The following is a 23,749-nucleotide window of genomic DNA, read 5'->3' on the forward strand; positions in this document are numbered from 1 at the left end:
GTGCTTCGATATTTTGTCTGGCGCATCGCCGTGATGGTTCCAACGCTGCTGGTCATATCGGCACTGGTGTTCACGATCATCGAACTTCCACCAGGCGACTATTTCGACAGCTATGTTGCCGAGCTTCGGGCTCAGGGCGAAGCGGTGGATTCCGATCGCATCGAGATGATGCGCAAGGAATATGGTTTCGACCAGCCACCGGTCATTCGCTACTTCTACTGGGTCGGCGGGATGCTGCACGGCGATTTCGGCTATTCCTTCGAATATGAGCTGCCGGTTCGCGACGTCGTCGGGGACCGAATGTGGCTGACCGTGCTGGTTTCCTTCGTCACGATCATCTTTACCTGGCTCATAGCCTTTCCGATCGGCATGTACTCCGCCACGCATCAATACAGCTGGGGCGACTACGGCCTGACTTTGTTCGGCCTTCTCGGCCTTGCCATTCCGAACTTCATGCTGGCGCTGATCCTGATGTATTTCGCCAACATCTGGTTCGGCACGTCCATCGGCCATCTCATGGACCAGCAATATCTCGGCGAGCCGATGAGCTGGGCCAAGGCGAAGTCGATCCTCGCCCATCTCTGGATCCCGGTCTTGATCATCGGCACCGGGGGCACGGCAAGTATGATCCGGCGGCTGCGCGCCAATCTGCTCGATGAGCTACATAAGCAATATGTCGTGACCGCGCGCGCCAAAGGCCTTCATCCCTTCAGGGCGCTGGTCAAATATCCGCTGCGCATGGCGCTCAATTTCTTCATTTCAGACATCGGCTCTATCCTGCCGGCCATCATCTCCGGCGCCGAAATCACGGCGATCGTGCTGTCTTTGGAAACGACCGGGCCGATGCTGATCAAGGCGCTCCAAAGCCAGGACATGTATCTGGCAGGGTCGTTCCTGATGTTCCTCGCCTTCCTGACGGTCATCGGCGTCCTGATTTCCGACCTGGCGCTGGCGCTACTTGATCCGCGAATTCGTTTGCAAGGCGGCAGCACCAAATGAACACGCAATCGCCGCTGCCCGCTCCGGGTGCCCCACTGCAACACTACGTTTCCATCGCGCCCTTTGACCTGCAGTCGGTCGAGGTGATGACGCCGGAGCAGTCGAAGGTCTTTCAGGCGTCGCAGTTGCGGCTGATGTGGTGGAAATTCCGGAAGCACCGGCTTGCCGTCATATCCGGCATATTCCTGGCGGCGCTTTATTTCGGGATACTGATCTGCGAGTTCCTGGCGCCCTACAATCTGCACACGCGCAACATGGACTACATCTATTCACCGCCGCAGCGGGTGCACCTGTTCCACAACGGCCAGCTCGTCGGGCCGTTCGTCTATGGCCGTCAGATGACGCTGGATATGGACACGCTCAAGCGGAACTACATCGAGAAACAGGATGATGTTCAGCGGATCCGTTTCTTCTGCAAGGGCGACAGTTACCGGTTCTGGGGCCTGATCGAAGGTGACAGGCATTTTGTCTGTCCTGCCGAAAACGGCCAGCTCTTTCTGGCGGGCACTGACAGGCTGGGGCGCGATGTGCTCTCGCGCATCATCTATGGTGCACGCATTTCACTGACAATCGGCCTCGTCGGCATCAGTTTCAGCTTCCTGCTCGGCATTGTCATCGGCGGACTGGCCGGCTATCACGGCGGTATCTTCGACCTGATCGTTCAACGGATAATCGAAGTTCTGCAATCGATCCCCAGCATTCCGCTATGGCTGGCACTGGCGGCGATCATGCCGATAACCTGGAGTCCGATCCTGATCTATTTCGGCATCACCGTCATCCTCGGGCTGCTCGACTGGACCGGACTGGCGCGGGCCGTGCGTTCAAAGCTTCTAGCCTTGCGCGAGGAGGATTACGTTCTGGCCGCGCAATTGATGGGCGCCAGAAGCAGCCGCATCATCGGGCGGCATCTCATTCCCGGCTTCATGTCGCATCTGATCGCGACGGCGACGATCTCCATACCCGGCATGATCCTGGGCGAGACGGCGCTGAGCTTCCTCGGGCTCGGCCTGAGGGCGCCGATAACCAGCTGGGGCATCCTGCTCACCGAGGCGCGCAGCGTCAGCGTCATCGCGTTCTATCCATGGCTGCTTTTGCCGATGCTCCCCGTCATTCTCGTCATCTTGGCGTTCAACTTCCTCGGCGACGGCTTGCGGGACGCCGCAGACCCCTACAAGTGAGATCGCTATTCCGCCGCGCGCCGTGCCGCCGACTCGACCCGGTATGGTCCTTGTCAGCGGCCTGTTCGCTTGTTGCAATGTTCATCGTTCGCCTCGGCAAGACTCGATCTGGGTTTAACACGTCGGCGTCGGGTTTCAGCCGCGAAACGCTCTGGTCGGGGGCAGTTGATTTCGTGGACTGGTTCAGGACATACAATCGCACATGAGTCGCCTCGACAGTTTCATCCGGAGGATGACCGCACAGCGCGACATACTCGATCATGTCTGCGCCGAGGTGGCGAAAATGGAGGGGCCTGTGCTCGAGCTCGGCCTCGGCAATGGCCGGACGTTCCACCATCTGCGCGAGCGCCTGCCCGGACGCCGGATCGTAGCGTTCGACCGCGCACTTGCCGCACACGCCAGCTCAATTCCCGAAGCGGAAAATCTCGTGCTCGGCGAAATACGCGAGACCGCGAGCAGGTTCATTGGCATCGACGCCGCTCTTGTTCATGCCGACATCGGCACTGGCTATGAAGATCGCGATGCAGTGACCCTTACCTGGCTTCCCGATCTGACCGCGCGCCTGCTTCGCGTCGGCGGCATCGCGGTCAGCGGCATGCCGTTAGATCATCCGCAGTTGCAACGCCTCCCGCCGCCGCCTTCGGTGCCCGCCGATCGTTATTTTATCTGTAGGCGCGTGTGAGGGGCCGAGACGATCCAAATCTTCAGGGGCCAAGCCTTCAGGGGATCGTATATACTGCTATCTCCCGCTCAATGCCGCGCAGCGAGACCTCGTGGGGCACGGGCGTCAGCGCCTTCCTGTGCAACAGATCGGCGGTGAGATTGTCGTCGACCACCGCCCGAGTGGCGAAGATCGCCTGTGCGTTGGCAAGGTTCTGGACCCGCGAAGCAATGTTGACCGTCTGGCCGAAATAGTCCTGTCGGTCGTTCATAGACACAGCAATGCAGGGGCCGGCGTGGACTCCGATCTTGAGCAGCAGATCCTCGCGCCCGCTCTTGTCGTTGAGCGTACGCATGGCATCGCGCATCCTGAGGGCGGCAGCAATCGCACGATCAGGCGTCACGAAGGTCGCCATCACCGCATCACCGATCGTCTTCACTACCGCGCCTGCCTCCGCTGCGACGATCTCGTGCAGAACCTGGAAATGCACGCGCACGAGATCGAAGGCTGAAAGGTCGCCCACCCGCTCGTAAAGCTCGGTCGATCCGCGCAGGTCGGTGAACAGGAACGTCAGGCTGGTGATCTTCAGGCGCTGGTTAATGTCGAGTGTATCCGTGCGATAGAGATCGCGGAATGTCTGGTTGGTGAGCAGGCGCTTGGCGGTCAGGAAGGGCCGGCGTTTTCCCAGGAAATCATGCAATGCCTGGCCGGCTATGAAGACCGTCGGCAGCACGCGGGTGTCGGTCCTGTTTTCCAGCGAAATGCGCAACGGGCCGGGTTGCATCTCCAGCGTCTGGTTCTGGACATGGTCGCGGTCGAAGGCCAAAGAGAGGCTCCGGCGCTCCTTTGTTGGTTCGCCCTTCCCGTCGATGAACTGCGCTGAATGGGTGACCGGCTCGAAGACGATGATGAATTCGGACGGAAGCTGTATGGGCAGAACCGCCTTTTCACCGGGCGCAAGCTCGATATCCTCCAGCGAGAACGCTTCCATCTTTTCCGCGAAATCCTCTTCCGGCAGATCGACGCCGGACGCCCAGTAGATCTGGCGGAAATATTCCGCCACCGGCAATTCGTGTGGATTGTGGGCGGCAATCCTGCGCACGCGGGGACTGACGGTGAATGTCACCTCGACCATCTCGTCGAGGGTGGGCGAATAGCCCTCGGAGCACAGCGCGCAGGTGTATTCGTCCTTCTGCAGGGTTTTCAGCGTGGCGTTGGTGTCGAGCACGCCGCCACAGCCGGGGCACAGAACATTCCAGGAAATGTCGAAGATGCCCACCCGCGCCGCATGGAGAAAGGCGCTTATGGCGCGCTCCTCGTCGAGGCCATGCTTGCTGGCGAAGGCTGGCGCATTGATGCGGCAAAGTTCGCGGTCCTCGCCCTCCGCGATGGTTCGCTTGATCGCGTCGATCGCCTGTGGATCGACATCGGCCGATTGTCGCAGAAGCGAGAACAGATCCTGAGCTTCGTTCATCGTGCAGGTTCCGGAAAATGCGCCCCGAGGCGGGTTGACCGGACCGGTCTTTGGTCCGAGTGCTCCATCTTACTTCGAAACAGATCGTACGGCCATTCGAATGGATAAGCCTGGTGACCGTCCAATTTCCATTCGGCGGATTTTCACCGGCCGCAAGCAGCACTATGATGGTCCATGGAGCATTCATCTTTGGGATTTTCTCCCATGCCGACATCCAACAACCCGCCATTTCCCGCGGCCCTGCGCCTTTTCTCTGCGGTGGTCATCATCGTCCTGATCGTAGGCGCCGGCCTGTTTTTCGTGCCTGTTCTGGTCAAACCGGGCTGGCCTTGGGCCGTCACGCCGTTCAATGCGCGCTTCCTCGGTGGCTTCTACACCGCCGAAATGGTCGTGATGGCGGCGCTGCTGGTCTGGAATCGCTGGTCGCCCGGCAGGCTCGTGCTCGTCATGGCCTTCATCTTCACCGTCATCGTGTCGGTGGCTTCGTTCATCAATCTCGGTTATTTCAACTTCGAGCGCAAAGGGCCCTGGCTGTGGTTTTTGGTCTATCTTGCTTCGGTCGCGGTATCCGGGCTGTTCCTGTGGCGGGCCAGGGCCCGTCCTTCTGCAAAAGGCGTGACCTTAAATCCCGCATGGCGCGGCTACATGCCGGCGGAATCCGCGATCCTTGGGCTCTATGGCGTCGGCCTGTTGCTGTTTCCCCTGACATTCAGTGGCATCTGGCCATGGCCGATCGATGCCTTCCACGCTCAGGTCTACAGCGCCGTCTTCCTCGCCGGTGCGGGCGGTATATATCTGGTCTGGAGAAGCGCGCCGCGCGAGGAACTGCTGGTGCTCGGCTTGGCGCAGTTTCTGGTTGGCCTGCTTGCCATCCTCGGCGTCGCCATCACCGACGCTGCGGTGCACCGGATCGACTGGACAGCGACCGGGACATTGTGCTGGCTCGTCCTTTTCGGCTGGATCGGCATCAGCGGCGTCTTCAAACTCTACGCCGCCTCCCGGTATTTTAGCTCGCAATCGGCATCATAGGTTGCAGAGACGGCTGGATTTTCAGGTGACGTCCGGTGCATCGTACCGGGCCGATTGCCTTCGCCGGGAACGCCATGACCAGCACGACCTCGCCACCCTCCGAGAAAATCCAGCCGCAGCTCCGGTCCGTCCGGCCAAGCGATGCGGAGGCGCTTTGCGCTATCTTCAACATGCCGGGCTTCCGCTGGGGCACGCTCAGGATGCCTTTCGAGATGGTGGAGCAGGTGGCGCGGCGTATCGCCAAGTCCGGCCAGGAAACCACCTGGATCGTTGCCGAGCTGGACGGCAAGGTCGTCGGCCATGGCAGCCTGGTCGTGCAGGGTTCGCCGCGCCGTTCGCATATCGGCGAGATCAATATCGGCCTTGACGATGCCTTTGTCGGCAAAGGTATCGGCTCCGCCATACTTGGCGCGCTGCTTGACGTAGCCGACAACTGGCGCGCCCTGAAGCGGGTCGAATTGACCGTCTATGCCGACAACGAACCCGCCCTCCGTCTCTACAAAAGCCACGGCTTTGAGGTCGAAGGCCGGCATGTGAAGGCCGGCTTTACCGACGGGCAGTACCACGACCTCCTGAGCATGGCCCGCCTGCGGTTTTAAGATCCGCTGGTTTGGCCTTAACTGTTTAGCCAACCTAACAATTCGTGCCGAGTCGGCGAACAGGCGGTTGCTTATGGAGAACTCCGTAGGAGACGGTCATTTCGGCTCACACCATCTTGATCGAGTTGACGATCTATGTGTGGGCCGGCCGCATCCAGCAAGTCTGGTCTCCCTTGGCGTTTGCACCGCAAGCGGCTAGACGGGACCAATGACCGCCGTCCTTGACCCAACGCCTACGCCTCCGGTGGAAATTCTGGCTGTGCTGTCGCTGCTCTGCCCGGAGGTCGTGCGCGACATCGAGCAGAACTGGAATGCACCGGTTTCCGATTACGCCCGCCATCTGTGGCGGCCGGTGGCAAGGCCTGCATCGGCCCCGGCGATCGCTGCCCGATCGATCCTGCGCGAAGTCTTGCATCAGCGCCTTGGTGTGATGATGCAGCCTGACGAGATCGGCAAGACCCTCGACGAGTTCGAGTACAGACCGGTGATTCAGTCCGGCCTGCACTGCCTGCTTCTGATGGACCGGATCACCTTCGATGCCCTCCTGCTTGCCTGGCTCGGCGCGGTCGAAAACGGGCTGTCGGCCTTCTTCGGCTTCATGGGAACGACGATGACCATGGAGACAATTGGCCGGGAGGGGCCGGGATGGCTCGATGTCGGCGACGACAAGGTCAACCTGTTTGGCATCGGGCGCCACAAACTGTGCCGCAAAAGCGCCTGCGTGGCCGGTCCCGTTTCCCTCAACAAGCGCGCGCTTGAGGCGGTGGGCGATGAAACGGATGCCAGCCGCTGGCTGGGCACACTGCTTGCCAGCCAGGACAAGGTGTTTGGAACCGCCGCCGATGCGCTGACAGCCCTCAACGAGGATCTGGTCGCCAATTGGGATCGTGCCGGCATGGCCCTGCCGGTTTTCATCGATGATCGGCTCGCCGCGGCTGCCATGGCACGGCATCTAGAACATGACGGCAGCCTTCTTTCCAGGCTGCTCATTGAACCCGCAAGACGCCAGCGTCTCGAACATGCCTTGCAAGAGGCCGCATCGAGCCCGTTTGGCAGATTCCTGCCCAATGCCACGGACTATTTCTGGGGCATCCGCGAGGAGCGCGTGCGCAAGCTCGTCCTCGAGAACGGGCACCTGATCGAGCCTGACAGGCCGCATGGTCTTTTAATCCCGTTCGAGCGGCTGCATCTCAAGCAGGGGCTGCTGGACGGCGTGCTGCTGCCGAACTTGTTCCTGACGTTCCTCGTCCTTGCCATATTGCCGCGCGTGCGGGTCGTGGGCGGCCTGAGACAGATTGGCTATGTAGCGCTTTTCCACTCGATCCTTCTGGCCGTGCTAGACGAAAACGCGCCGGAAGAGCGCGATCTGGCCGCTGAGCTGCAGGTTCGGGAAAATGCCTGGGGCATGCGGGTCATCGATGAAAAGATCTCGGTCCGGGAGCAGCTTGCCGGCCTGCCGGAAGGGGCGCTCTTCCCGGACCTGCTCCGACAATACCGTTTGCGGACATTTGCCGAGACGACCGACGACCTGAAACTGGTTCGCGAAAACGCCCGATGGCGCAAGATCGGCCGGGCAGAGATCAAGCCGACCTGAGCCTCACTTCAAGCCTTATTTCAGGTTGATTTTCTGGTGAGCAACCGCAAGCGACGGCGACTATCGGTGAGCCTCTGGCGTCTGGTCCGGCCGCTTTCCTTGACGCTGATGCGTTTTGGGATTTCGACGACGGCTTCCGCCTCGACAGTCATATGGCTTGCCTGAGAGCCGTCTGCAGTTCAAGGCCTGACCTGACATGGCCTCACCTGTCATTGCACGACACCGGCCTTGCGGAACCCGTCCACAGCGAGTTCGAAATCGGCAATGACTGCTCTATCATGCTTTCGGACGTTCGACACTGTCACGCCGAGCGGCCGCTCTGGGTCAAACTTTGCCGTTTAAGGCGGCGCCCCGGAACGGGCAACTTGCGCCATATCCGGACCTTGCCAGTGATGCCGTGAATGTTAAGTCTCGGCTCCGATGCGGACGTTCCGCCCGAGTTCAAAGACTGACCGCGACCGTTCTGTGGCCTTCGCATCGACAGCGCCAATAAGCTGCGTCCCACATCCTACTCCTTGCGTCCATGGAAGGGTCGTTGTGAACCAAGCCCTACTGCCCGGGCTTGTGGGAAAGCCGATCCAGCGCGTCTCGAAGCGCAGTGGCGGCATCGTCACGCTCGTCAGCGGACATCAGCTCCGGTTCAAGTTCCAGCCTGAAGTGCGGCAGCTCGGTTCGAACGGCGTGACAAGCGCCGGCTAGATTGGCCTTCAGATCGATGACGCGGTAGGTGGCGACGGGATAGGCGATCCCCTTGACCTGGACATGCCCCATCTCCTCACAGTCGATCGTGTTCTTCACTTGCGCAAACGTCTCGTAGGAAATGAGGACGGTCCCCGGTGGCGCCTCCTGTTCCAGGCGCGAGGCGAGATTCACGGCGCCGCCGATTATCGTGTAATCCATCCGGTCCTCGCTGCCGAAGTTACCGACAGTGCAGTAGTCGGTATGGATGCCGATGCGGCAGCGCAGCGGTGTCTCAATTCCAATGTCACGCCAGATTTCGGCAAGTTCGCTCATCCGCTTTTGCATGGTGAGAGCCATCTGCACACACGCCAGCGCGTCCTCCTTGACGCCGCGCGTCTCAGGGTCGCCGAAAAACATCAGGATCGCGTCGCCGACATATTTGTCGATCGTCGCGCCGTGATCCGAAGCAATTTTCGACATTTCCGTCAGATAGTGATTGAGGAGCTGGGTGAGATCCTCGGATTCCATTTTGTCAGTGGTCTCGGTAAAGCCGGCGATATCGGAGAAGCATATTGTCAGTTTCTTCCGCTGGCTGGCGATTCTAACGTCTTGGCGGCCGGCGAATATCGAGCTGTACACTTGCGGCGCCAGGTATTTGGCCAGCTTGTTGGAAAGCGCCTCGAGAGCCGTGGATTTCTCTGCGAGGTTCTCCTCTCGTTGCTTCAGCTCAGTGATGTCCGAATAGACCGCGACCGTGCCGCCGGCGGTGATCCGCCGCTCGCTTATCATGATCCATCGCCCGTCGCCTCGCCGCTGCACCCACGGTTCGCCTGGGTTGCGGTGCCGGGAGAGCCGCTCGGCGACCCATTCCTCGAGCCGCCCCTCGGCATCCTTGATGTAGCCGCGCTCAGCGGATCGGCGAATAATGTGCTCGAATGTCGTGCCGGGCATCAGTTCGATCGCAAGGTCGCTGTAGAGCAGTTCGCGGTAGCGGCTATTGCTGAGGACAAGCCGGTCCTCCCCGTCGTACAGCGCGAATCCCTCGGAGATACTCTCGATCGCATCGATGAGCCGTTGGCGCGCCTCAGCGACATCGCGCAGGTTCTTTTCCTCGACCTCGACTGCGGTGTCCCGGAAGAGCCTAAGCGCTTCGGCCATCCGGCCGATCTCGTCGCGGCCCGCGGCAGGCAGCGGCGCACGAAGATCGCCGCCGGCGATTGCGAACATGCTTTGGCTCACCTCTCCCAGACGGGCGAGAAGGCTACGGTCGACATAGAGCCAGACAACCAGAACGGAACTCAAGAGGGTGAGAAAGGCGGAGCCAAGGACAACTCCGGTACCGTAGCGCTGGACCGTCGCGGCTTCGAGACCGGACGCGGTGATCTCGCGGTCTGCCGCGGCGACCAGGCGATCGACGGCAGCGGTGAGACTGCGCGACAGCCGATTGTTTTCGGCCAGAAGCTTTTCGCCCTCTGCGAGCACTGCTAGCTCGTCCTTGCGCGCCTTCGGGATGCTGTTCCCGCCGTCGATCAATGCCTTGAACTCGCCGACCCGCTGTTGGAAACGGGTTCGCAGCCTCTCGTCGATCTCGGTGGAAACCGTGTCGAGAACGGCGAGCGACCGGCGCAGCGGAAACAGGATCAACGTCAGATCGTCTGGCGTTGGCGCGTCCGTCGTCTTGACCAGCACGTCATTGACCGCCGATATCTCCTGCTGCGCTTTCTGCTGCGGAATGTAGGCCGCAATTGCCTGGACCAGGTCGGCCGCCGCCGCCGCACCGCGATCCGGCGCGAGCGACGTGTCGGCTGTAACCGCCTGCCATTGCTGGAGCTTGGAATTCATCACGAGGATACCGGGCGCCACAAGACGCTGGCTTGCATTTGTCGTAGCCGACAAGCGGCGTAACAGTTCTTCTTTGCGCGCCACCACTGTGAGGCGGGCGACAACAAGGTCGTCGAGGGCGTTGAGGTTGCGCCGCAGACCAAGAACTGCAGCCTCGATCTCAGCCACCACCGCCGTGCTAAGCGTGGCACCTTTGAGTGCGGCAAGCAGTTCCTCGAGGCGCGTCATCTCGACCCCGACCGCGGCGGAAACCTCGCCGTGCTGAGCTTTGCTGGTCGAAGTAAGTACGGCGGGCGCAGAGGCGGCTACCCGCTCTGCCTGGCGCGACAGCTGGAGGGACGCGAGCGCCAACGGTACCCGATCCTTGGTGATGCGGTCGACGACCTCTCCTACCTGGAGGAAGGCATAGAGAGCGGCCGCTGTCGCGAGTACGGCGAAGGTGCTGATGCCGAAAAAAGCGAGCAACAGACGGCCACGTATGCCGAAGCGTTCAAGCATAACGGCGACACATAGCTCTGAACGGTCCAGCTAACTCGATCTCCATCAGCTGTCTCAAGCGGCGACGGCATCGGCGGTCCTTATTCGACCGGCACGTACTCTCCACCTCGCCAGACGTACCATACCCAGTTTTGGCTCGTGAGATCGCCCTTGTTGTCAAAGTCGATACGGCCCAACACAGTATCAAATTGATTGCCGCGCAGCGCCGCTATCACGGCTTGGAGCTCTAGTGAGCCGGCCTTGTCCACTGCCTGCGACCAGGCCTGGACGGCGGCGTAACTGAGCAGCGTGTAGCCTGCGGGCTCGAAGTTTTCAGCCCGGAACCGCTCGACGACCGAGGCGGCTTCGGGATTTCGGCGAGCGTCCGCGGGGAACGTGAAGAGGGTACCCTCAGCCGCGGGGCCGGCGATCAAAGCAAATTCCTCGGTCGCCATGCCATCGCCTGAGACTAGCTGAACCGTGTAGCCGCGGTCGCGCGCAGCGCGAACCATGAGTGCGACCTCGGCATGATATCCGCCGACATATGCCACGGCGATGTTCGCAGCCTCTAGCGCAGCGATCTCGGCCGAATAGTCGTTCTTCGCGGGTGTGTATTCCTCGTAGATCGCTTCGACTACGCCGCGCTTGTTCAGCTGTTTTCGAGTCTCGTCAGCAAGACCCTTTCCATAAGTGGTGCCGTCATGAAGGATCGCAATCTTGCTGTTGCTCCAATGCTCGGCCAGGTAGTTGCCGGCCACGATCCCCTGCGTGTCGTCGCGACCAATGACTCGAAAAACGTTGGCGCGGCCTTGTTCAGTCAACAGCGGATTGGTTGATCCTGGTGAAATCTGCAAAACGCCCGCCGCCTCGTACACCTTCGATGCTGGGATCGAGGCTCCAGAGCAGTAGTGCCCGACGACGAGCACCACACCATCACCCACCAGTTTCTGGGCTGCGGCGACCGCTTGCTCGGGATCACAGAAGTCGTCGGCCGTGATGAGCCTCATCTGCTGGCCGAGTACGCCACCCGTCGCATTGATGTCGGCCACGGCCATCTCGGCGCCACGCTGCGCCTGCTCGCCGAACCAGGCGAGCCGTCCCGTCATCGCAGATGAAACCCCAATCAGCACCTCCGCCCGCGCGGAGCTGAACGCGGCCGCGAGAACTAAGATCGCCATGGCGATGATGCGGTGCATGTGTGCACCCCCTTAACTGTAGCTTACGCCAATCCCGTCAGAGCCGACAGCCCCTTCGGCAAGCGCGGCTGTCTCGGCGGCGTTCGCGGATCCGACAACTATTGCGCCTTCAACAATGCCTGCCCGCAGCGCTCTGCCACCGGACCCACACTGATCGCTCGATGCCCATTTGCGCTGCCGCTTGCCGGTCGACGACTATCGGTGCATCCTTGCGAATAGCCTGGCCGTGAAGTGCGTGGCGAGGTCACGCCGGGACGGCCTCTAGTGAGGTCTTGTTCGATGGACTGCTCGGGCTGCGGTTTCGAGGTTGAGGGCGGTTACGCCTTCTGTCCGAGGTGTGGCAGGCGCCAGCCCGTGCCATGCGCCAGTTGCGGCTACCCCTGCGCACCTGATTTCGAGTTTTGTCCGAAATGTGGGGCAAACGTCGGTGCGCCCGCAAAAGTCGTCGAACGGCCTGCTCCGACACCAAGCCGGACCATTGTGCCGCCTTCTCGAACTCCATCGATGCTTCCGGACATCGAAAGCGAAGAAGGGCTGCATCCCTTCTCTGACGCCGATCGCCGGACGGTAACGGTCCTGTTCGCCGACCTTTGCGGCTTCACGACGCTCAGCGAGCAGCTCGACCCCGAGGTCATGCAAGCGCTGCAGAACAAACTGTTCAAGGAATTGACGGCGGCCGTGCGAAACTTTGGTGGTTTCGTCGACAAATTCATCGGCGATGCACTGCTCGCGTTGTTCGGTGCGCCGGTCGCGCATGAGGACGATCCCGAACGTGCGCTTCGCGCCGCTCTCGACATGATCGCCCGGACGGCGCGGCTCGGCGAAAGCACCCCCCACTCCGGCTCGCCTCTGTTGCTCCACATCGGCATAAACACTGGTCCGGTCGTTACTGGCGGATTGGGCATCGGCACCGCCAAATCCTATTCGGTGACCGGCGACACAGTGAATACGGCGCAACGCCTGCAATCGCTGGCCGCACCGGGTGAGGTGCTGGTAGGCGAGCTCACTCACAGACTGACCCGGCATGCCTTCTCTTACGAGTCGCTGGGTGATGTCGTGTTTCGCGGCAAGGCTGGCAGTGTGCTCGTCCATCGACTGGATGCACCGCTTGCGACGCCGCGTGCAGCGCGTGGGCTCGAGGCGCTCGGCCTCAGTGCGCCGATAATAGGTCGTGGTGCGGAGCTCAGTAGAATGATGGCGAGCCTTGACCAGGCGTGCAGCGGCTCGGCCCAACTCGTCCGCCTCGTCGGAGAAGCCGGTATCGGGAAATCGCGGCTGGTGAAGGAGTTCGTCGCCCGCGTCGGCGACGAGGATCGTTTTCGCAACGTCGCCGTGCGGCTGGCCACGTGCTCACCGCTGGGCGAACAATCATTTGGCGCCTTGGGCGCAGTGGTGCGCAGCGCTGCCGGGATGATGCAAAACGACAATGGGGACGAAATGCGGGGGAAGCTCGCAGGCTTGCTTACCGATCTCGGCCTGCAGGGCGAGGAGGCGAAGCGGCTGATGCCTTTGCTCTACCATGTGCTCGGCCTTGGCGACCCCGATGCCACCTTGCAGCATGTCGAACCCGAGCAGCTGCGGCGGCAAATTCTCTACGCAGTCCGCACAATCATCGAACGGCGGCTTGCGTTGTCGCCGCTGTTGATTGTCGTCGAAGACCTGCACTGGGCCGACGCCGTGTCGCTTGAGGCACTACGTTTCGTGATGGACAGGTTGGAGCGCACGCGGTTGATGTTGCTGGTCACGCATCGTCCGGCGCCGGATAACGACCAGCTCGACTCAAGTCGGGTCAGTCACACAGCGCTCAGGCTTCCGCCGCTCAGCAGTGATGACGGACGCAGCCTGCTGGCGGCGCTTTTCGGCGAGAGCTGGGTAAACTCCGCAGGAGGGCTTCTCGACCAGATTCTCGAGCGCGCGGGCGGCAACCCCCTTTTTTTAGAGGAGATCGTTCGCGGCCTTATCGATCGCGGTGTACTGATGCGAGAGGGCCAGCGATGGCGGACTGTGGCAGGCGAAGTCGCAACCGGCATCCCCGCCACTATCCAGGCAATGTTGCTTGCCCGCGTCGACCGGCTGCCCCAAGAGGTGCGCCGGTTGGCCCAGGAGGCCGCGGTAATCGGCCCGCGCTTCGATGCCACACTTCTGAAAACTGTGACAACCGACCCCGGCCGGCTCGAAGCCGGCTGCGAACTGCTTTGCGATGCGGAAATCATCGAGGAAGTTGCCGGATCAGGCTCGGTCTCGTCGCAAAGCTACCGCTTTACGCAAACATTGCTGCAGGACGTGATCTACCAGAATCTACTCCTGCAACGGCGGACCGACATCCACGGGCGGGTCGGAGCTGCCTTGGAGCAACTGTGCGGCGACAAGCCGGAGCGGCTCGAGGATTTGACCGTGCTCGGTCATCATTTCGCACAGAGCGCCGAGCGGGAGAAGGGCGCGCATTACCTGCAGGCGGCGGGCGATCGCGCTCGCATGATATACGCCAACGACGACGCCCTTCGTTTCTACGAGCGAGCACTGACTGCGTTGGGCGCGATCGGGCAAACACCGCTCAAACTGGCAATTGCAGAGCGCATTGCCGATTTGAGCGGCCCGGCAGGCCGCCGCGAGATCGCGCACCACCATTACGAAACGGTGTTGCAGGTATACCGCGAGTCGGCCAATCGCGTCGCGTCGGCGCGAGTTTTACGCAAGATCGGTCGGCTGCTCTGGGACGTCGGCAAGCGGGACGACGCAGAATCCCGCTATGCTGAAGCGGCAGCGCTCCTCGATGGAGCGGATGCCCCGATCGAGCAGGCGCATCTCTGGCAAGAACGTGGCCGACAGGCGTTCCGTAGCGGAGATCACGCTCTCGCGGCAAAATGGGCAGACGCGGCGCTGGATTGCGTACGCACTCTGACAACGGAGCATGTCTCCGAGGTAGGGCGTGATGCCACCCTTGTGACCGCCGAGGCACTCAATACCAAGGCTGTTGCGCTGGCTCGCCTTGGGCGAAACCGTGAGGCCGTGCGTCAGGTTGAGCATAGCATTGAATTGGCCGAAGCCGCCGGTCTACTGGGCGCGGCCTGCCGCGGCTACACCAATCTCGGCGTGCTTTACACGACCATCGATCCGGCGCACGCGATGGAGGTCTGTCGGCGCGGTCTTGAAGTGGCGCGCCATATTGGTGATTTGGGTTTCCAGGCGCGCCTCCTCGCCAATCTGGCGGTCGCTTGTTGTACTTTCACGGATCGCTGTCCAACGGAGGGCGTACCTGCTGCCGAGAAGGCCATCGAGATCGACCGGGCGCTCGACCAGCGCGAGCACCTGCCGGTGCCGTTGATCGTGCTTGGGCAGATCCACCAGTGCAACGGGCGTCCGGAGCTGGCGGTTGGCTTGTTCCACGAAGCACTGGACGTAGCCCGCGAAACGGGCGAACCCCAACTGCTGTTTCCGTGCTATGATGGTCTTGCAACGCTTAATCTCGACCTCGACAATCTGGCCGAGGCCGAACGCTACTTTTCCCTGGCGCAGGGTATATGCGCCCAGCACGGGCTCGACCCGGAAGCGCTTGTGGTGCTGCCTTTTCTCGACTAGCCGGGGTTGGAGGTGGAAAATGTCCGCGCGTAGTGACTTGGTACCGCTTCAACCGGGCGACCGTGCGCCGAACTTGATACTCGACGCCATTACCCAGGAAGGCAAGATCGCGCTTGACGACTTTCGCGGCCAAAAGCCGGTGCTGGTCGGCCTGTTTCGAGGTCTGCATTGTGCGTTTTGCCGGCGCCATATCGCCGCCCAGGCGCGGCTTGATCCGGAGCTGCGCGAAAAGGGCGTGGAGAGCCTGACGGTGGTCAACACGCCAATCGAACGGGCGCGTCTCTATTTCCGCTACCATCCGATGCCGAATCTGCTTGCGGCCTCCGACCCTGAACGCGCTTCACATCGTGCTTTTGGACTGCCCAATCTCGAATTCACCCAAAACGAGACGAACTGGCCGTACAAGGTCTCGATGGCAGCGGCAAAGGATATGCGGGTCGATATACCAGGCGAGTTGCCCGGTCCTATGGACCCCATTGCGGCCAGCGAAATCCTTAATAAGAGGGACCATTACGAACTGACCGAAGCCGACGAGCAGATGATGGCAACGGGACACGGACAACTGGTCGGTCAGTTCCTACTGGATCGGCAGGGGATCGTCCGCTGGAGCTTCACGGAGGTTCCAGAGGGCGGGCGATACATGTTTGGGGCGCCAAGCCCGCAGGAGCTGATGTCAGCCGTGTCCCAAGTGGCCCAATAGACTTGCGAACGAGGTAAACGGGCGCGGCACTGAACAAAAAGCGGAACCAATTTGTTACAAATCTAACATTGGCCTCGACGAGCCAGAATGTACGGTCCTGGCAATGCTTTCTGTCGCCTCTGGACTAGCGATGTCCTCTGTGGATGGCTCCTGTATCGTGGGGTGGCTGCGACAGCACCCCTTCCAACCGTCAGAACGCTGTCGTAAACAACAACAATCTCGAAAGAGCGCGCAGCTGCGGAGCGTCTCGTCGATTGTATCTTGCGCATTGTGAGCGGGAATGATGACACTGACAAGCTCACCGTTCATTCGAGCACGGCCTCGATACGGGCAACAAAGTAATCGAGCGAGCGATCCCCGCGAATCTCGATCCGCGGAAGGTCGATGGGATCGCAATCGAGGTCCGCCGGCCCGTGTCTGCCGCCGAAGCCGATCCGATAGCCGCACTCCTTGGCCAGCCTGCCAAGCCGTCGGTCGGTGACCGAGAAGGGTGCCGCGAACGCCGTGGTTGGCCGACCGGTCCACCGTTCGATGAACATACGAGAGCGCAGGAGTTCGGCGGCCAAGTCAGAGCTCGACAGACCATCGATCGCGCGATGCGTCGCCAGATGGCTTCCGAAGAACGCACCTTCGCCGGCGAGGCGTCGCACTGTCCTGGCGTCCATAAGCTGCGTCGGCGGGCCACTGTAGGCGTCCCACTGTGCACTTTCACCCACCAGGTCCGTCACCAGGAACACTTCCGCGGTCAGGTCGTTCGCGCGCAAGGTCGGCCAGGCATGGTCGGCAAAGTTCTGGAAGCCGTCATCGAAGGTGATGAGCACTGGGCGGCCAACGAAAGGCTGACGGTTGGCGATGAACCATTCCAGCTGCTCGGACCTAATCGCGTGAAAGCCATTGGCGCGCAGCCATGCCATCTGGCTGGCGAATGCGGCGGGCGTGAGCCGAAAACGGGCGAGCGCGGCTGGACCTTCATCGGAGACGCTGTGATACATGAGGACAGGGATACGCTGTCGCCGCTCGCTACGTGCGACGTCGCGGCGCAAGGCCCGCGCCCCGCCCCAGACGATTTTCCGCGCGACCCCGATTTCGACGGGCGCGCGGATTGGCACGTGATCAATCATCGGTTCCGTCGCCACGTCGCCTGGTGACAGGCGGCGGAAGCGGTCTATGCGGTAGAGCTCGGTCTGGATCGATTGCTCGAGGACGAGGCCGTCGGTCGCTGCCAGCGTCTCTGAGATCGCTTGTGCACCGAATGTGTTCCAGTCGAAGCCCGTCCTTTCGATATTGTCACGTAGCACGAACGCGTGTGCGCTGATGAAACTGCCGCCAGGCGCCAACGCCTCAACGAGTTTTTTGGCGATGCGCCGCAACTCGGCGAGATCATCCAGGTAGTAGAGCACTTCCGAACAGACGATCAGATCCATCTCACCCGGCAGCGTGTCGGCGGAGAAATCCAGTACGCCGAACTCAACGTTCGGCTGATCGCCGCATCGCGCGCGCGCCCGCCCGATGGCTACGGCGGAGATGTCGGTTGCGGTCAAATGGCCCACCCGCGGCGCCAGCTGACGCGTGAAGTGGCCCTCCGCGCAGCCCAGCTCAAGCGCCCGTCCGATGGGACCGACAGGCAAAATTTCGAGCTGCCGCTCATATTTTTCCTGCTCATAGGGCGAGCCGTAGTTCCAGGGATCCTCGGTCGCGAAATGGCGATTCCAGAAAGACGTGCGATCATTGTCGTGCCCATCCGCGGCCCGTGCACGGCGCGGCGCTGCAAGAGGCTCTTTAGTTTCGGCGCTCGACCCAACCAGCGCCTGCGCTTCCGCGGCCAATCCCGCGAGTTTGCCGAAATGGCTGTCCCGATCAGACCGGCGTCCCGCTATGGACAACAATGCCTCGGCTGCAAACATGTCTGACTTGTCGGCACCGACGCCCTTTTGCGGTGCATGTACAGGTGATCGCCTCGCAAGCGGCGCGGCACTGTGCATAAGCCGCTCAGGGGGCACGAAATTCAGGATCAACTCAGTCCAATGACGCCTTGTCACTTTCCCGAGTACGCCGAACTGTACGAAAGCCTCGATCTGGCCATCCATCATCAGATAAGCATAAATTTGATCGATTCCTTCCGGAAGCTCGATCGAGGTCGGATTTCGAGCGTCGACGCGAATGCCGAGTGTCCGCGCCAGTTTGCGCGGCGCGGCAAGATCGTCGAAGTCGAGAAGCATTTGCTCGAGGTGATACTGGACGCGGCGACCCGCTACGGGATCGTCCCAGACCTTGCCGAGTTCGATGATCAATTCGGTGAGGGAGCCGCCGAACCTGTCCCACTTGGCAGCCAATTGCGCTGGCACCGATAGGCTTCCTACCATAAGGCCATCGAAGACCACCTTGGCGATCTCACGCGCCCACTTACGTCCTGGCGGGAGCGCGCGCAGGGACTGCGGGTTGATCGAGCGCGAGCCGCAGCCGCAATCCGATGCGGCGTTCCACAACGCGAACCACGCGAGTGCTTCGGAAGCGGTGCGGCCGTTCGCCTCGATTGCTCCATTGGCGTGACCCGATGCTGGGTGTTTGACCCTGGGATCAGCAGAAAAACCGCGGGCGATCACGATTTCCGCATCTGCCAGCATCTGCGTCGAATTGCGGCTGAGCGAGTTGGGGCTGACCCGATGGAAAGCGAGCGGCGCGTCGACCATCACCCAATTTTTGCCTAGACGTGCGAGGCGCTGCCACAGATCCCAGTCCTCGCAGGTGCGCAGCGACACATCGAAACCGGCCAACTCGACAATTGTCTCCCGGTCGACCAGCAGCGCGTGAATGGCGATGGCACACCGGCGGGCGAATGTCTCGAAGGGCTGGATCGCAACCTCCGTTGCGATGCTCGACGGGGTGAGTTCGCCATCGGGCATCACGCGCCGAGAACCGCAATAGGCGGCGACCGCATCGGGCGCTGCTTCAAGTGCGGCCAGCATTTTCGCAAGGAAGCTGGCATCCACCCAATCGTCCGCATCCAAAAACATGAGCCAGTGGCCGCGCGCTGTCGAAATCCCGCTATTGCGCGCGCCGGCGGCGCTGTACGCGCAAGAGCTTAACGTCCGAAATCGGGCATCGTGCTCCACATAACCGGCGATGATCGCGGGGGTGCGGTCCGTGGAGGCGTCGTCGACGATGATCGCCTCCCAGTCCATTATTTCCTGATCGAGAAGGCAATCGAGTGCGCGCGCCAGCGTTACCTCCGCGTTGTGCGCAGGAACCACGATTGAAACCAAGGGATTAGGCGCCACGCCGTCTTACTCGCGCCCGGTTCGAAGGTAGAACAAGATGCGTCGATCTTTCTCGGCATAGGCCGTCACAATCGACGCCGATCAGTCCATCGACCCATCGTCTACCACGACTATATCCAGTATCTGGTAGGTCTGCCGGCGGATGCCGACAAGCGTTGCGCCGACGGTTTGCTCGGCATTGAGCATCGGTACCACACCGCCTTGCGGTAGCATTGTCCTGGATCATCGAGCTTTCGTTTTCTTCGGCAAGAGTCGGCGAATGTCAAAACCGGATGACGGCATCGGCTGGCAGCACTGCCCTGTCAAGATCGGGGCGAATTAGAGGCAGGCGAAAAAGACTTGAAGACAGGCCGAATGGCAAGCGCGCATGCCCGACGGCTTAGACTGAGGCCGATGCGCCGCGGCATTTCCTTTCCCGCATTTCATCTGCAAAAAGATGATCGCGGGCGAGACGCGAGCGTAAGCTGATCCGGATCGAGCCGCATGTCCAAATCTACCCGAATGGGGACGCACGAAACGACTTAAGCCGAGAAGATTCCGGCTTGCGGGTCGGCTATTTTGCTGACATGTTTATCAGTTGCTAAATTAGCGCTGTGACAATGTTCAAAAGAAGGGGCATGGGATGGCCAAGGAATCTTCGAGTACCGCTTCTTCGGCAAATAAAGCGGACGCAAATCTGATAAGTAATGCAGACGGAAACGGGCTGACCTTCGTGGCGGGCCAGGCTCGCGAGAGCGGGGCCCCCGGCGACGCTGTAGGTGTCGACAAGATACGTGATCTGCTGTTCGGCAACCAGATGCAGGACTATGACCGCCGCTTTTCCAAGCTTGAAGAACGGGTCTTGCAGCGCTTCAAGGATGTCGAATCCGAGGCCAAGCGCAATCTTGAAATGTACGAGTCAAATGCAAAGAAGCAGGTCGACTCGCTTGCCGCGCAATTGCGGAACGAAAAAGACGCGCGAGCCGACGCCGACAAGGAGATTGACCGGAATCTTCGCGAGCAAAATCAGGCGCTTGAAAAGCAGGTGCGCGCGTTGTCGGATCAGTTGAGCGAGCTTGAGCGCGAAGTTGCGGACCGGATAAATCGAAACGACCATTTGCTGCGTGAGGAAATCAAGCAAAAGAATGAAAGCATTCAGATGCTGATGGAGAAAATGTTTTCCGATCTCGGCAATGTCAAGACCGACCGAAATCTTTTGGCTGGCCTGTTTGTCGAGGTTGCAAAATGTCTAAATCAGGATCCCGTCGGCAGCAAGAGCAACTCGGAGCGTACCTGGAAAGTGAGTTGATCGGAACTTGACGTCGACCGTCGACCCAATCAGCCTTCCTCAAAGAGCAGCTTCGAACGATACAGAGATTGATCGCGAGGCTCTGGCTCGCCTTTTGATCGAAATTGCCCGGAACGTTGATCCGGACTATCGTGCGCGTCTCGACGGAATCCCAACCGCCGATCCTCGCATGGAAACGCTTCGCCAGTTGCTGGTCGGTCGCGAAATTTCGGAGCTTTCACGAGTTACGCACCTGCTCGACGAACCCGAGCAGCTTGCGGCTGCACTGGGGAGCGTTCTCCCCAGTGCAGCCGCACGTGCGCTTCATGCGCAACTCGGAGAGGCCCTTGCGCCGGCTGTCGAGAGGGCTGTGCAACGGTCCATCCAGAAAAGCCCGCGCACGCTGACGGATATATTATACCCGGTGTTTCTGCCGGCTATTCGCAAGTCGATCGGCGAAAAGATCGACCAAACCTTTCAGTCGCTGAATGAAACTTTAAGACATATATTTACTTGGCATGGGCTCAAGTGGAGATTTGAAGCTTGGAGAACGGGGGCAAGCTTCTCAGAAGTTGTTCTCAGGCATTCTCTTGTCTATCGTGTAGAACACGCCTTTCTCATTCACCGCAATTCCGGGCTTTTGATCAAGCATGTAACTGCCGAAAACGCAACCAGCGAAGATCCTCAACTGATCTCTTCGATGCTTAGTGCAATTCAGGATTTTGTAAAAGACTCATTTAACGAGAAAGAACAGAGCGGCCTGGACACTATTCGTTTCGGGGAGCTTCGTCTCTGGTCGGAAGTTGGACCGTTTGCGACCCTGGTTGCGGTGATCCGGGGAAATCCGCCGGAGGAATTACATGAAATAATTCGCGATGTATTGCTTCGCATCCATGATGAATACTCACAGGCTCTAGAGCAGTTTGACGGCGACAGTTCGCAGTTGGCCGGCGTAGAGACGCAGTTGCAGACCTGCGTTGAACTGAAGCAGGAGGAATCAAACCAGGGATTTCCGTGGCTGGTAGTGGCTGCAGTCCTGCTGGTTTTGATTCCCGCAGGCGGTTGGTTCTTTCTTTCCTGGCAATCCGGGCAACGCTGGCAGGCGTATGTGTCGCGCCTGGGGACCCAGCCGGGCATCATCGTTGCCGAACAAAAGGTGCGCGATGGCCAATTCTATATTGCCGGCCTGAGAGACCCGCTTGCCGCCGACCCGCAGTCGCTGTTGGCCGGAACGCAGGTCGATCCAACCCGCGTTCATTCACGCTGGCAATTCTATCAGAGTCTTGATCCGGAGTTCGTGTTGAAGCGGCTAACGGCGTCGCTGGTTCCGCCGGATTCAGTACGACTTTCGATCGTCGATCATCGCATCGTTGCCGAGGGTGAGGCTCCCGACACCTGGATAGATCGCGCACGCGCAGCGGCCCGACAGCTTTCGGCAGGCGGACCGGAATTCGACATCTCCAGAGTTCGTGATGTGAGCCCCGAAGCACGCGCGGCGGAGCACTGGCAGACTTATGTGTCGCGACTGGAGGCCCAACCGGGAATCATCGTCGTCCAACAAACGGCGAGGGGCGGACATTTCTATATTTCCGGCCTGAGAGACCCGCTTGCCGCCGACCCGCAGGCTCTGCTGTCCGGAACGGAGGTCGATCCCGCCCGCGTTCATTCGCAGTGGCAATTCTATCAGAGCCTTGATCCGAAGTTCGTCCTGAAGCGGCTGATGGTGTCGCTGACCCCGCCGAAATCAGTTCGGCTTTCGATCGTCGAGGACCGCATCGTTGCCGAGGGTGAGGCTCCCGACACCTGGATAGATCGGGCGCGCGCAGCGGCCCGACAGCTTTCGGCAGGCGGACCGGAATTCGACATCTCCAAGGTTCGTGATGTGAGCCCCGAAGCACGCGCGGCGGAGCACTGGCAGACTTATGTGTCGCGACTGGAGGCCCAAGCGGGAATCATCGTCGCCCAACAAACGGCGAGGGGCGGACATTTCTATATTTCCGGCCTGAGAGACCCGCAGGCCGCCAACCCGCAGGCTCTGCTGTCCGGAACAGGGGTCGATCCTGCTCGCGTTCATTCACAGTGGCAATTCTATCAAAGCCTTGATCCGAAGTTCGTGCTGAAGCGGCTGATGGCGTCGCTGGCTCCGCCGAAATCGGTTCGGCTTATGATCATCAAGGATCGCATTGTTGCCCAGGGTGAGGCTCCTGCCGCATGGATAGATCGGGCGCGGGTCGCCGCCCAACAGCTGTCCGCGGACGGACTCTCTCTAGAAATCTCCGAGCTGCGTGAGTTGACCCCTCCGCAACTCACTCATTCGAGGGAGGCTATTCAAGCGGTCAACATTTTCTTCGATTCTGGCAAGGCTGTACCGGGACCAGAGCAACTGCCGGTTCTCGACAATTTGGCGAATCAGTTGAAGCAATTGGCCAAGGACGCCCGCAACGCAGGCGTGACAGCACAGTTCATGTTGACCGGCCATTCGGACGAGACGGGCCGTGAAACGGCCAAATTGTCGATCAGCGCCGCGCGCGCGGAAACAGTTCGTGCGCTTCTCAAGAAGCGCGGCGTCGATCCGGAGTTGCTCTTGGTTCGCGGCGCGGGCACCTTTGAGCCAGCGGAGATTGAAAATAGCCGAACGGGGAACTCCGCCAACCGCAGAGTTTCGGTTACGGTAAACTTCCACTAGGGCGGAGCCCAGGAAATTGCAAAAGAAGATCTGCATGTTGGGCGGGTTCGCTGTCGGAAAGACGAGTCTGGTTCGCAGGTTTGTGCAAAGCATCTTTTCAGAAACCTACTTGACCACGGTGGGAGTGAAAATCGACAAGAAGAGTGTCGCATTCCCGGACAAAACCGTGGATCTGATTTTGTGGGATTTGGCCGGCGAAGACGATATCGGCTCATTCCGCGTCAGCTATGTGCGAGGTGCGAGCGGGCTCGTGCTTGTCGTCGATGGAACCCGCGCCGCCACTCTCGCCGTGGCGCTCACGTTGCGCGAGCGGGCCGAGGCTGAATTCGGCGCTATGCCGTTTGTATTGCTGCTCAACAAATCCGATCTGGCCGATCGGTGGGCAATATCGGATAGTGAAATTAACGAACTGAGGCAACTTGGATGGCAAATCTATCTAACAAGTGCGCTTTCGGGTGAACATGTTGATGATGCGTTTCGTCAGCTTGCTTCGATGGTCGCAAAATAGA

Annotated in this window: 16 protein-coding genes; 11 read left to right on the top strand and 5 right to left on the bottom strand. The window is 60.5% G+C overall.

What is annotated here, in order from left to right; translation table 11 throughout:
- The 3 genes from NKI22_RS07325 (at position 1) to NKI22_RS07335 (ending at position 2,859) form a co-directional block, all read left to right on the top strand.
- Positions 1-999 carry an ABC transporter permease gene (locus NKI22_RS07325; RefSeq protein WP_023716523.1) on the top strand — a complete coding sequence of 333 codons (999 nt, stop codon included), beginning with the start codon at positions 1-3 and terminating at the stop codon, positions 997-999.
- Entirely contained in the window at positions 996-2,177 is a 1,182-nt protein-coding gene (locus tag NKI22_RS07330) for an ABC transporter permease (RefSeq protein WP_352482321.1), read from the top strand. The genes NKI22_RS07325 and NKI22_RS07330 overlap by 4 nt, the downstream gene beginning before the upstream one ends.
- 202 nt (positions 2,178-2,379) lie before the next feature.
- Positions 2,380-2,859, top strand: a complete 480-nt coding sequence (locus tag NKI22_RS07335; RefSeq protein WP_352493870.1) for a class I SAM-dependent methyltransferase — start codon at positions 2,380-2,382, stop codon at positions 2,857-2,859.
- Between the two features lie 37 nt (positions 2,860-2,896).
- Here NKI22_RS07335 and NKI22_RS07340 read toward each other — a convergent pair whose 3' ends face one another.
- Complete coding sequence (locus NKI22_RS07340) at positions 2,897-4,312, bottom strand: adenylate/guanylate cyclase domain-containing protein (RefSeq protein ID WP_352493869.1); 1,416 nt, start codon at positions 4,310-4,312, stop codon at positions 2,897-2,899.
- Between the two features lie 204 nt (positions 4,313-4,516).
- Between NKI22_RS07340 and NKI22_RS07345 the strand changes: the two genes are divergently transcribed.
- The 3 genes from NKI22_RS07345 to NKI22_RS07355 all read left to right on the top strand — a co-directional run bounded on the left by NKI22_RS07345 (position 4,517) and on the right by NKI22_RS07355 (position 7,534).
- The gene (locus NKI22_RS07345) at positions 4,517-5,341 is read left to right on the top strand and encodes a hypothetical protein (RefSeq protein ID WP_352716002.1); all 825 of its coding nucleotides are present in this window, start codon (positions 4,517-4,519) and stop codon (positions 5,339-5,341) included.
- Positions 5,342-5,415: 74 nt separating this feature from the next.
- Entirely contained in the window at positions 5,416-5,940 is a 525-nt protein-coding gene (locus NKI22_RS07350) for a GNAT family N-acetyltransferase (RefSeq protein WP_023716519.1), read from the top strand.
- 208 nt (positions 5,941-6,148) lie between these two features.
- A complete protein-coding gene (locus NKI22_RS07355) occupies positions 6,149-7,534 on the top strand; it encodes a hypothetical protein (RefSeq protein WP_352493866.1) in 1,386 nt (461 codons plus the stop codon).
- A 549-nt stretch (positions 7,535-8,083) separates the two neighbouring features.
- Here NKI22_RS07355 and NKI22_RS07360 read toward each other — a convergent pair.
- On the bottom strand, positions 8,084-10,555 hold the full coding sequence (locus NKI22_RS07360; protein ID WP_352590478.1) for an adenylate/guanylate cyclase domain-containing protein: 2,472 nt from the start codon (positions 10,553-10,555) through the stop codon (positions 8,084-8,086).
- A gap of 80 nt (positions 10,556-10,635) precedes the next feature.
- The gene (locus NKI22_RS07365; protein WP_352482327.1) at positions 10,636-11,730 is read right to left on the bottom strand and encodes a branched-chain amino acid ABC transporter substrate-binding protein; all 1,095 of its coding nucleotides are present in this window, start codon (positions 11,728-11,730) and stop codon (positions 10,636-10,638) included.
- A gap of 279 nt (positions 11,731-12,009) precedes the next feature.
- Between NKI22_RS07365 and NKI22_RS07370 the strand changes: the two genes are divergently transcribed.
- Both NKI22_RS07370 and NKI22_RS07375 read left to right on the top strand, forming a co-directional pair.
- Positions 12,010-15,309 (top strand): ATP-binding protein, encoded by a 3,300-nt coding sequence (locus NKI22_RS07370; protein ID WP_352590481.1) that lies wholly within the window; start codon positions 12,010-12,012, stop codon positions 15,307-15,309.
- A 19-nt stretch (positions 15,310-15,328) separates the two neighbouring features.
- A complete protein-coding gene (locus NKI22_RS07375) occupies positions 15,329-16,009 on the top strand; it encodes a redoxin domain-containing protein (RefSeq protein WP_023716514.1) in 681 nt (226 codons plus the stop codon).
- 305 nt (positions 16,010-16,314) lie between these two features.
- On the opposite strand, the gene NKI22_RS07380 is transcribed toward NKI22_RS07375, so the two are convergent.
- Both NKI22_RS07380 and NKI22_RS07385 read right to left on the bottom strand, forming a co-directional pair.
- Entirely contained in the window at positions 16,315-19,287 is a 2,973-nt protein-coding gene (locus NKI22_RS07380; RefSeq protein WP_352816924.1) for a trifunctional glycosyltransferase/class I SAM-dependent methyltransferase/polysaccharide deacetylase, read from the bottom strand.
- An 81-nt stretch (positions 19,288-19,368) separates the two neighbouring features.
- Positions 19,369-19,500, bottom strand: coding sequence for a glycosyltransferase family A protein (locus tag NKI22_RS07385; RefSeq protein WP_352791327.1), 132 nt, complete (start codon positions 19,498-19,500; stop codon positions 19,369-19,371).
- Positions 19,501-19,909: 409 nt separating this feature from the next.
- Between NKI22_RS07385 and NKI22_RS07390 the strand changes: the two genes are divergently transcribed.
- The 3 genes from NKI22_RS07390 to NKI22_RS07400 are packed head-to-tail and all read left to right on the top strand — an operon-like array spanning position 19,910 to position 23,748.
- A complete protein-coding gene (locus NKI22_RS07390) occupies positions 19,910-20,575 on the top strand; it encodes a DUF3450 domain-containing protein (protein ID WP_031193285.1) in 666 nt (221 codons plus the stop codon).
- 7 nt (positions 20,576-20,582) lie between these two features.
- On the top strand, positions 20,583-23,240 hold the full coding sequence (locus NKI22_RS07395; RefSeq protein WP_352810413.1) for an OmpA family protein: 2,658 nt from the start codon (positions 20,583-20,585) through the stop codon (positions 23,238-23,240).
- A 16-nt stretch (positions 23,241-23,256) separates the two neighbouring features.
- Entirely contained in the window at positions 23,257-23,748 is a 492-nt protein-coding gene (locus NKI22_RS07400) for a Rab family GTPase (protein ID WP_023716509.1), read from the top strand.
- The last annotated feature ends 1 nt before the right edge of the window (position 23,749 follow it).

Source organism: Mesorhizobium sp. M0778, assembly GCF_040320105.1.
Taxonomy (GTDB): domain Bacteria; phylum Pseudomonadota; class Alphaproteobacteria; order Rhizobiales; family Rhizobiaceae; genus Mesorhizobium.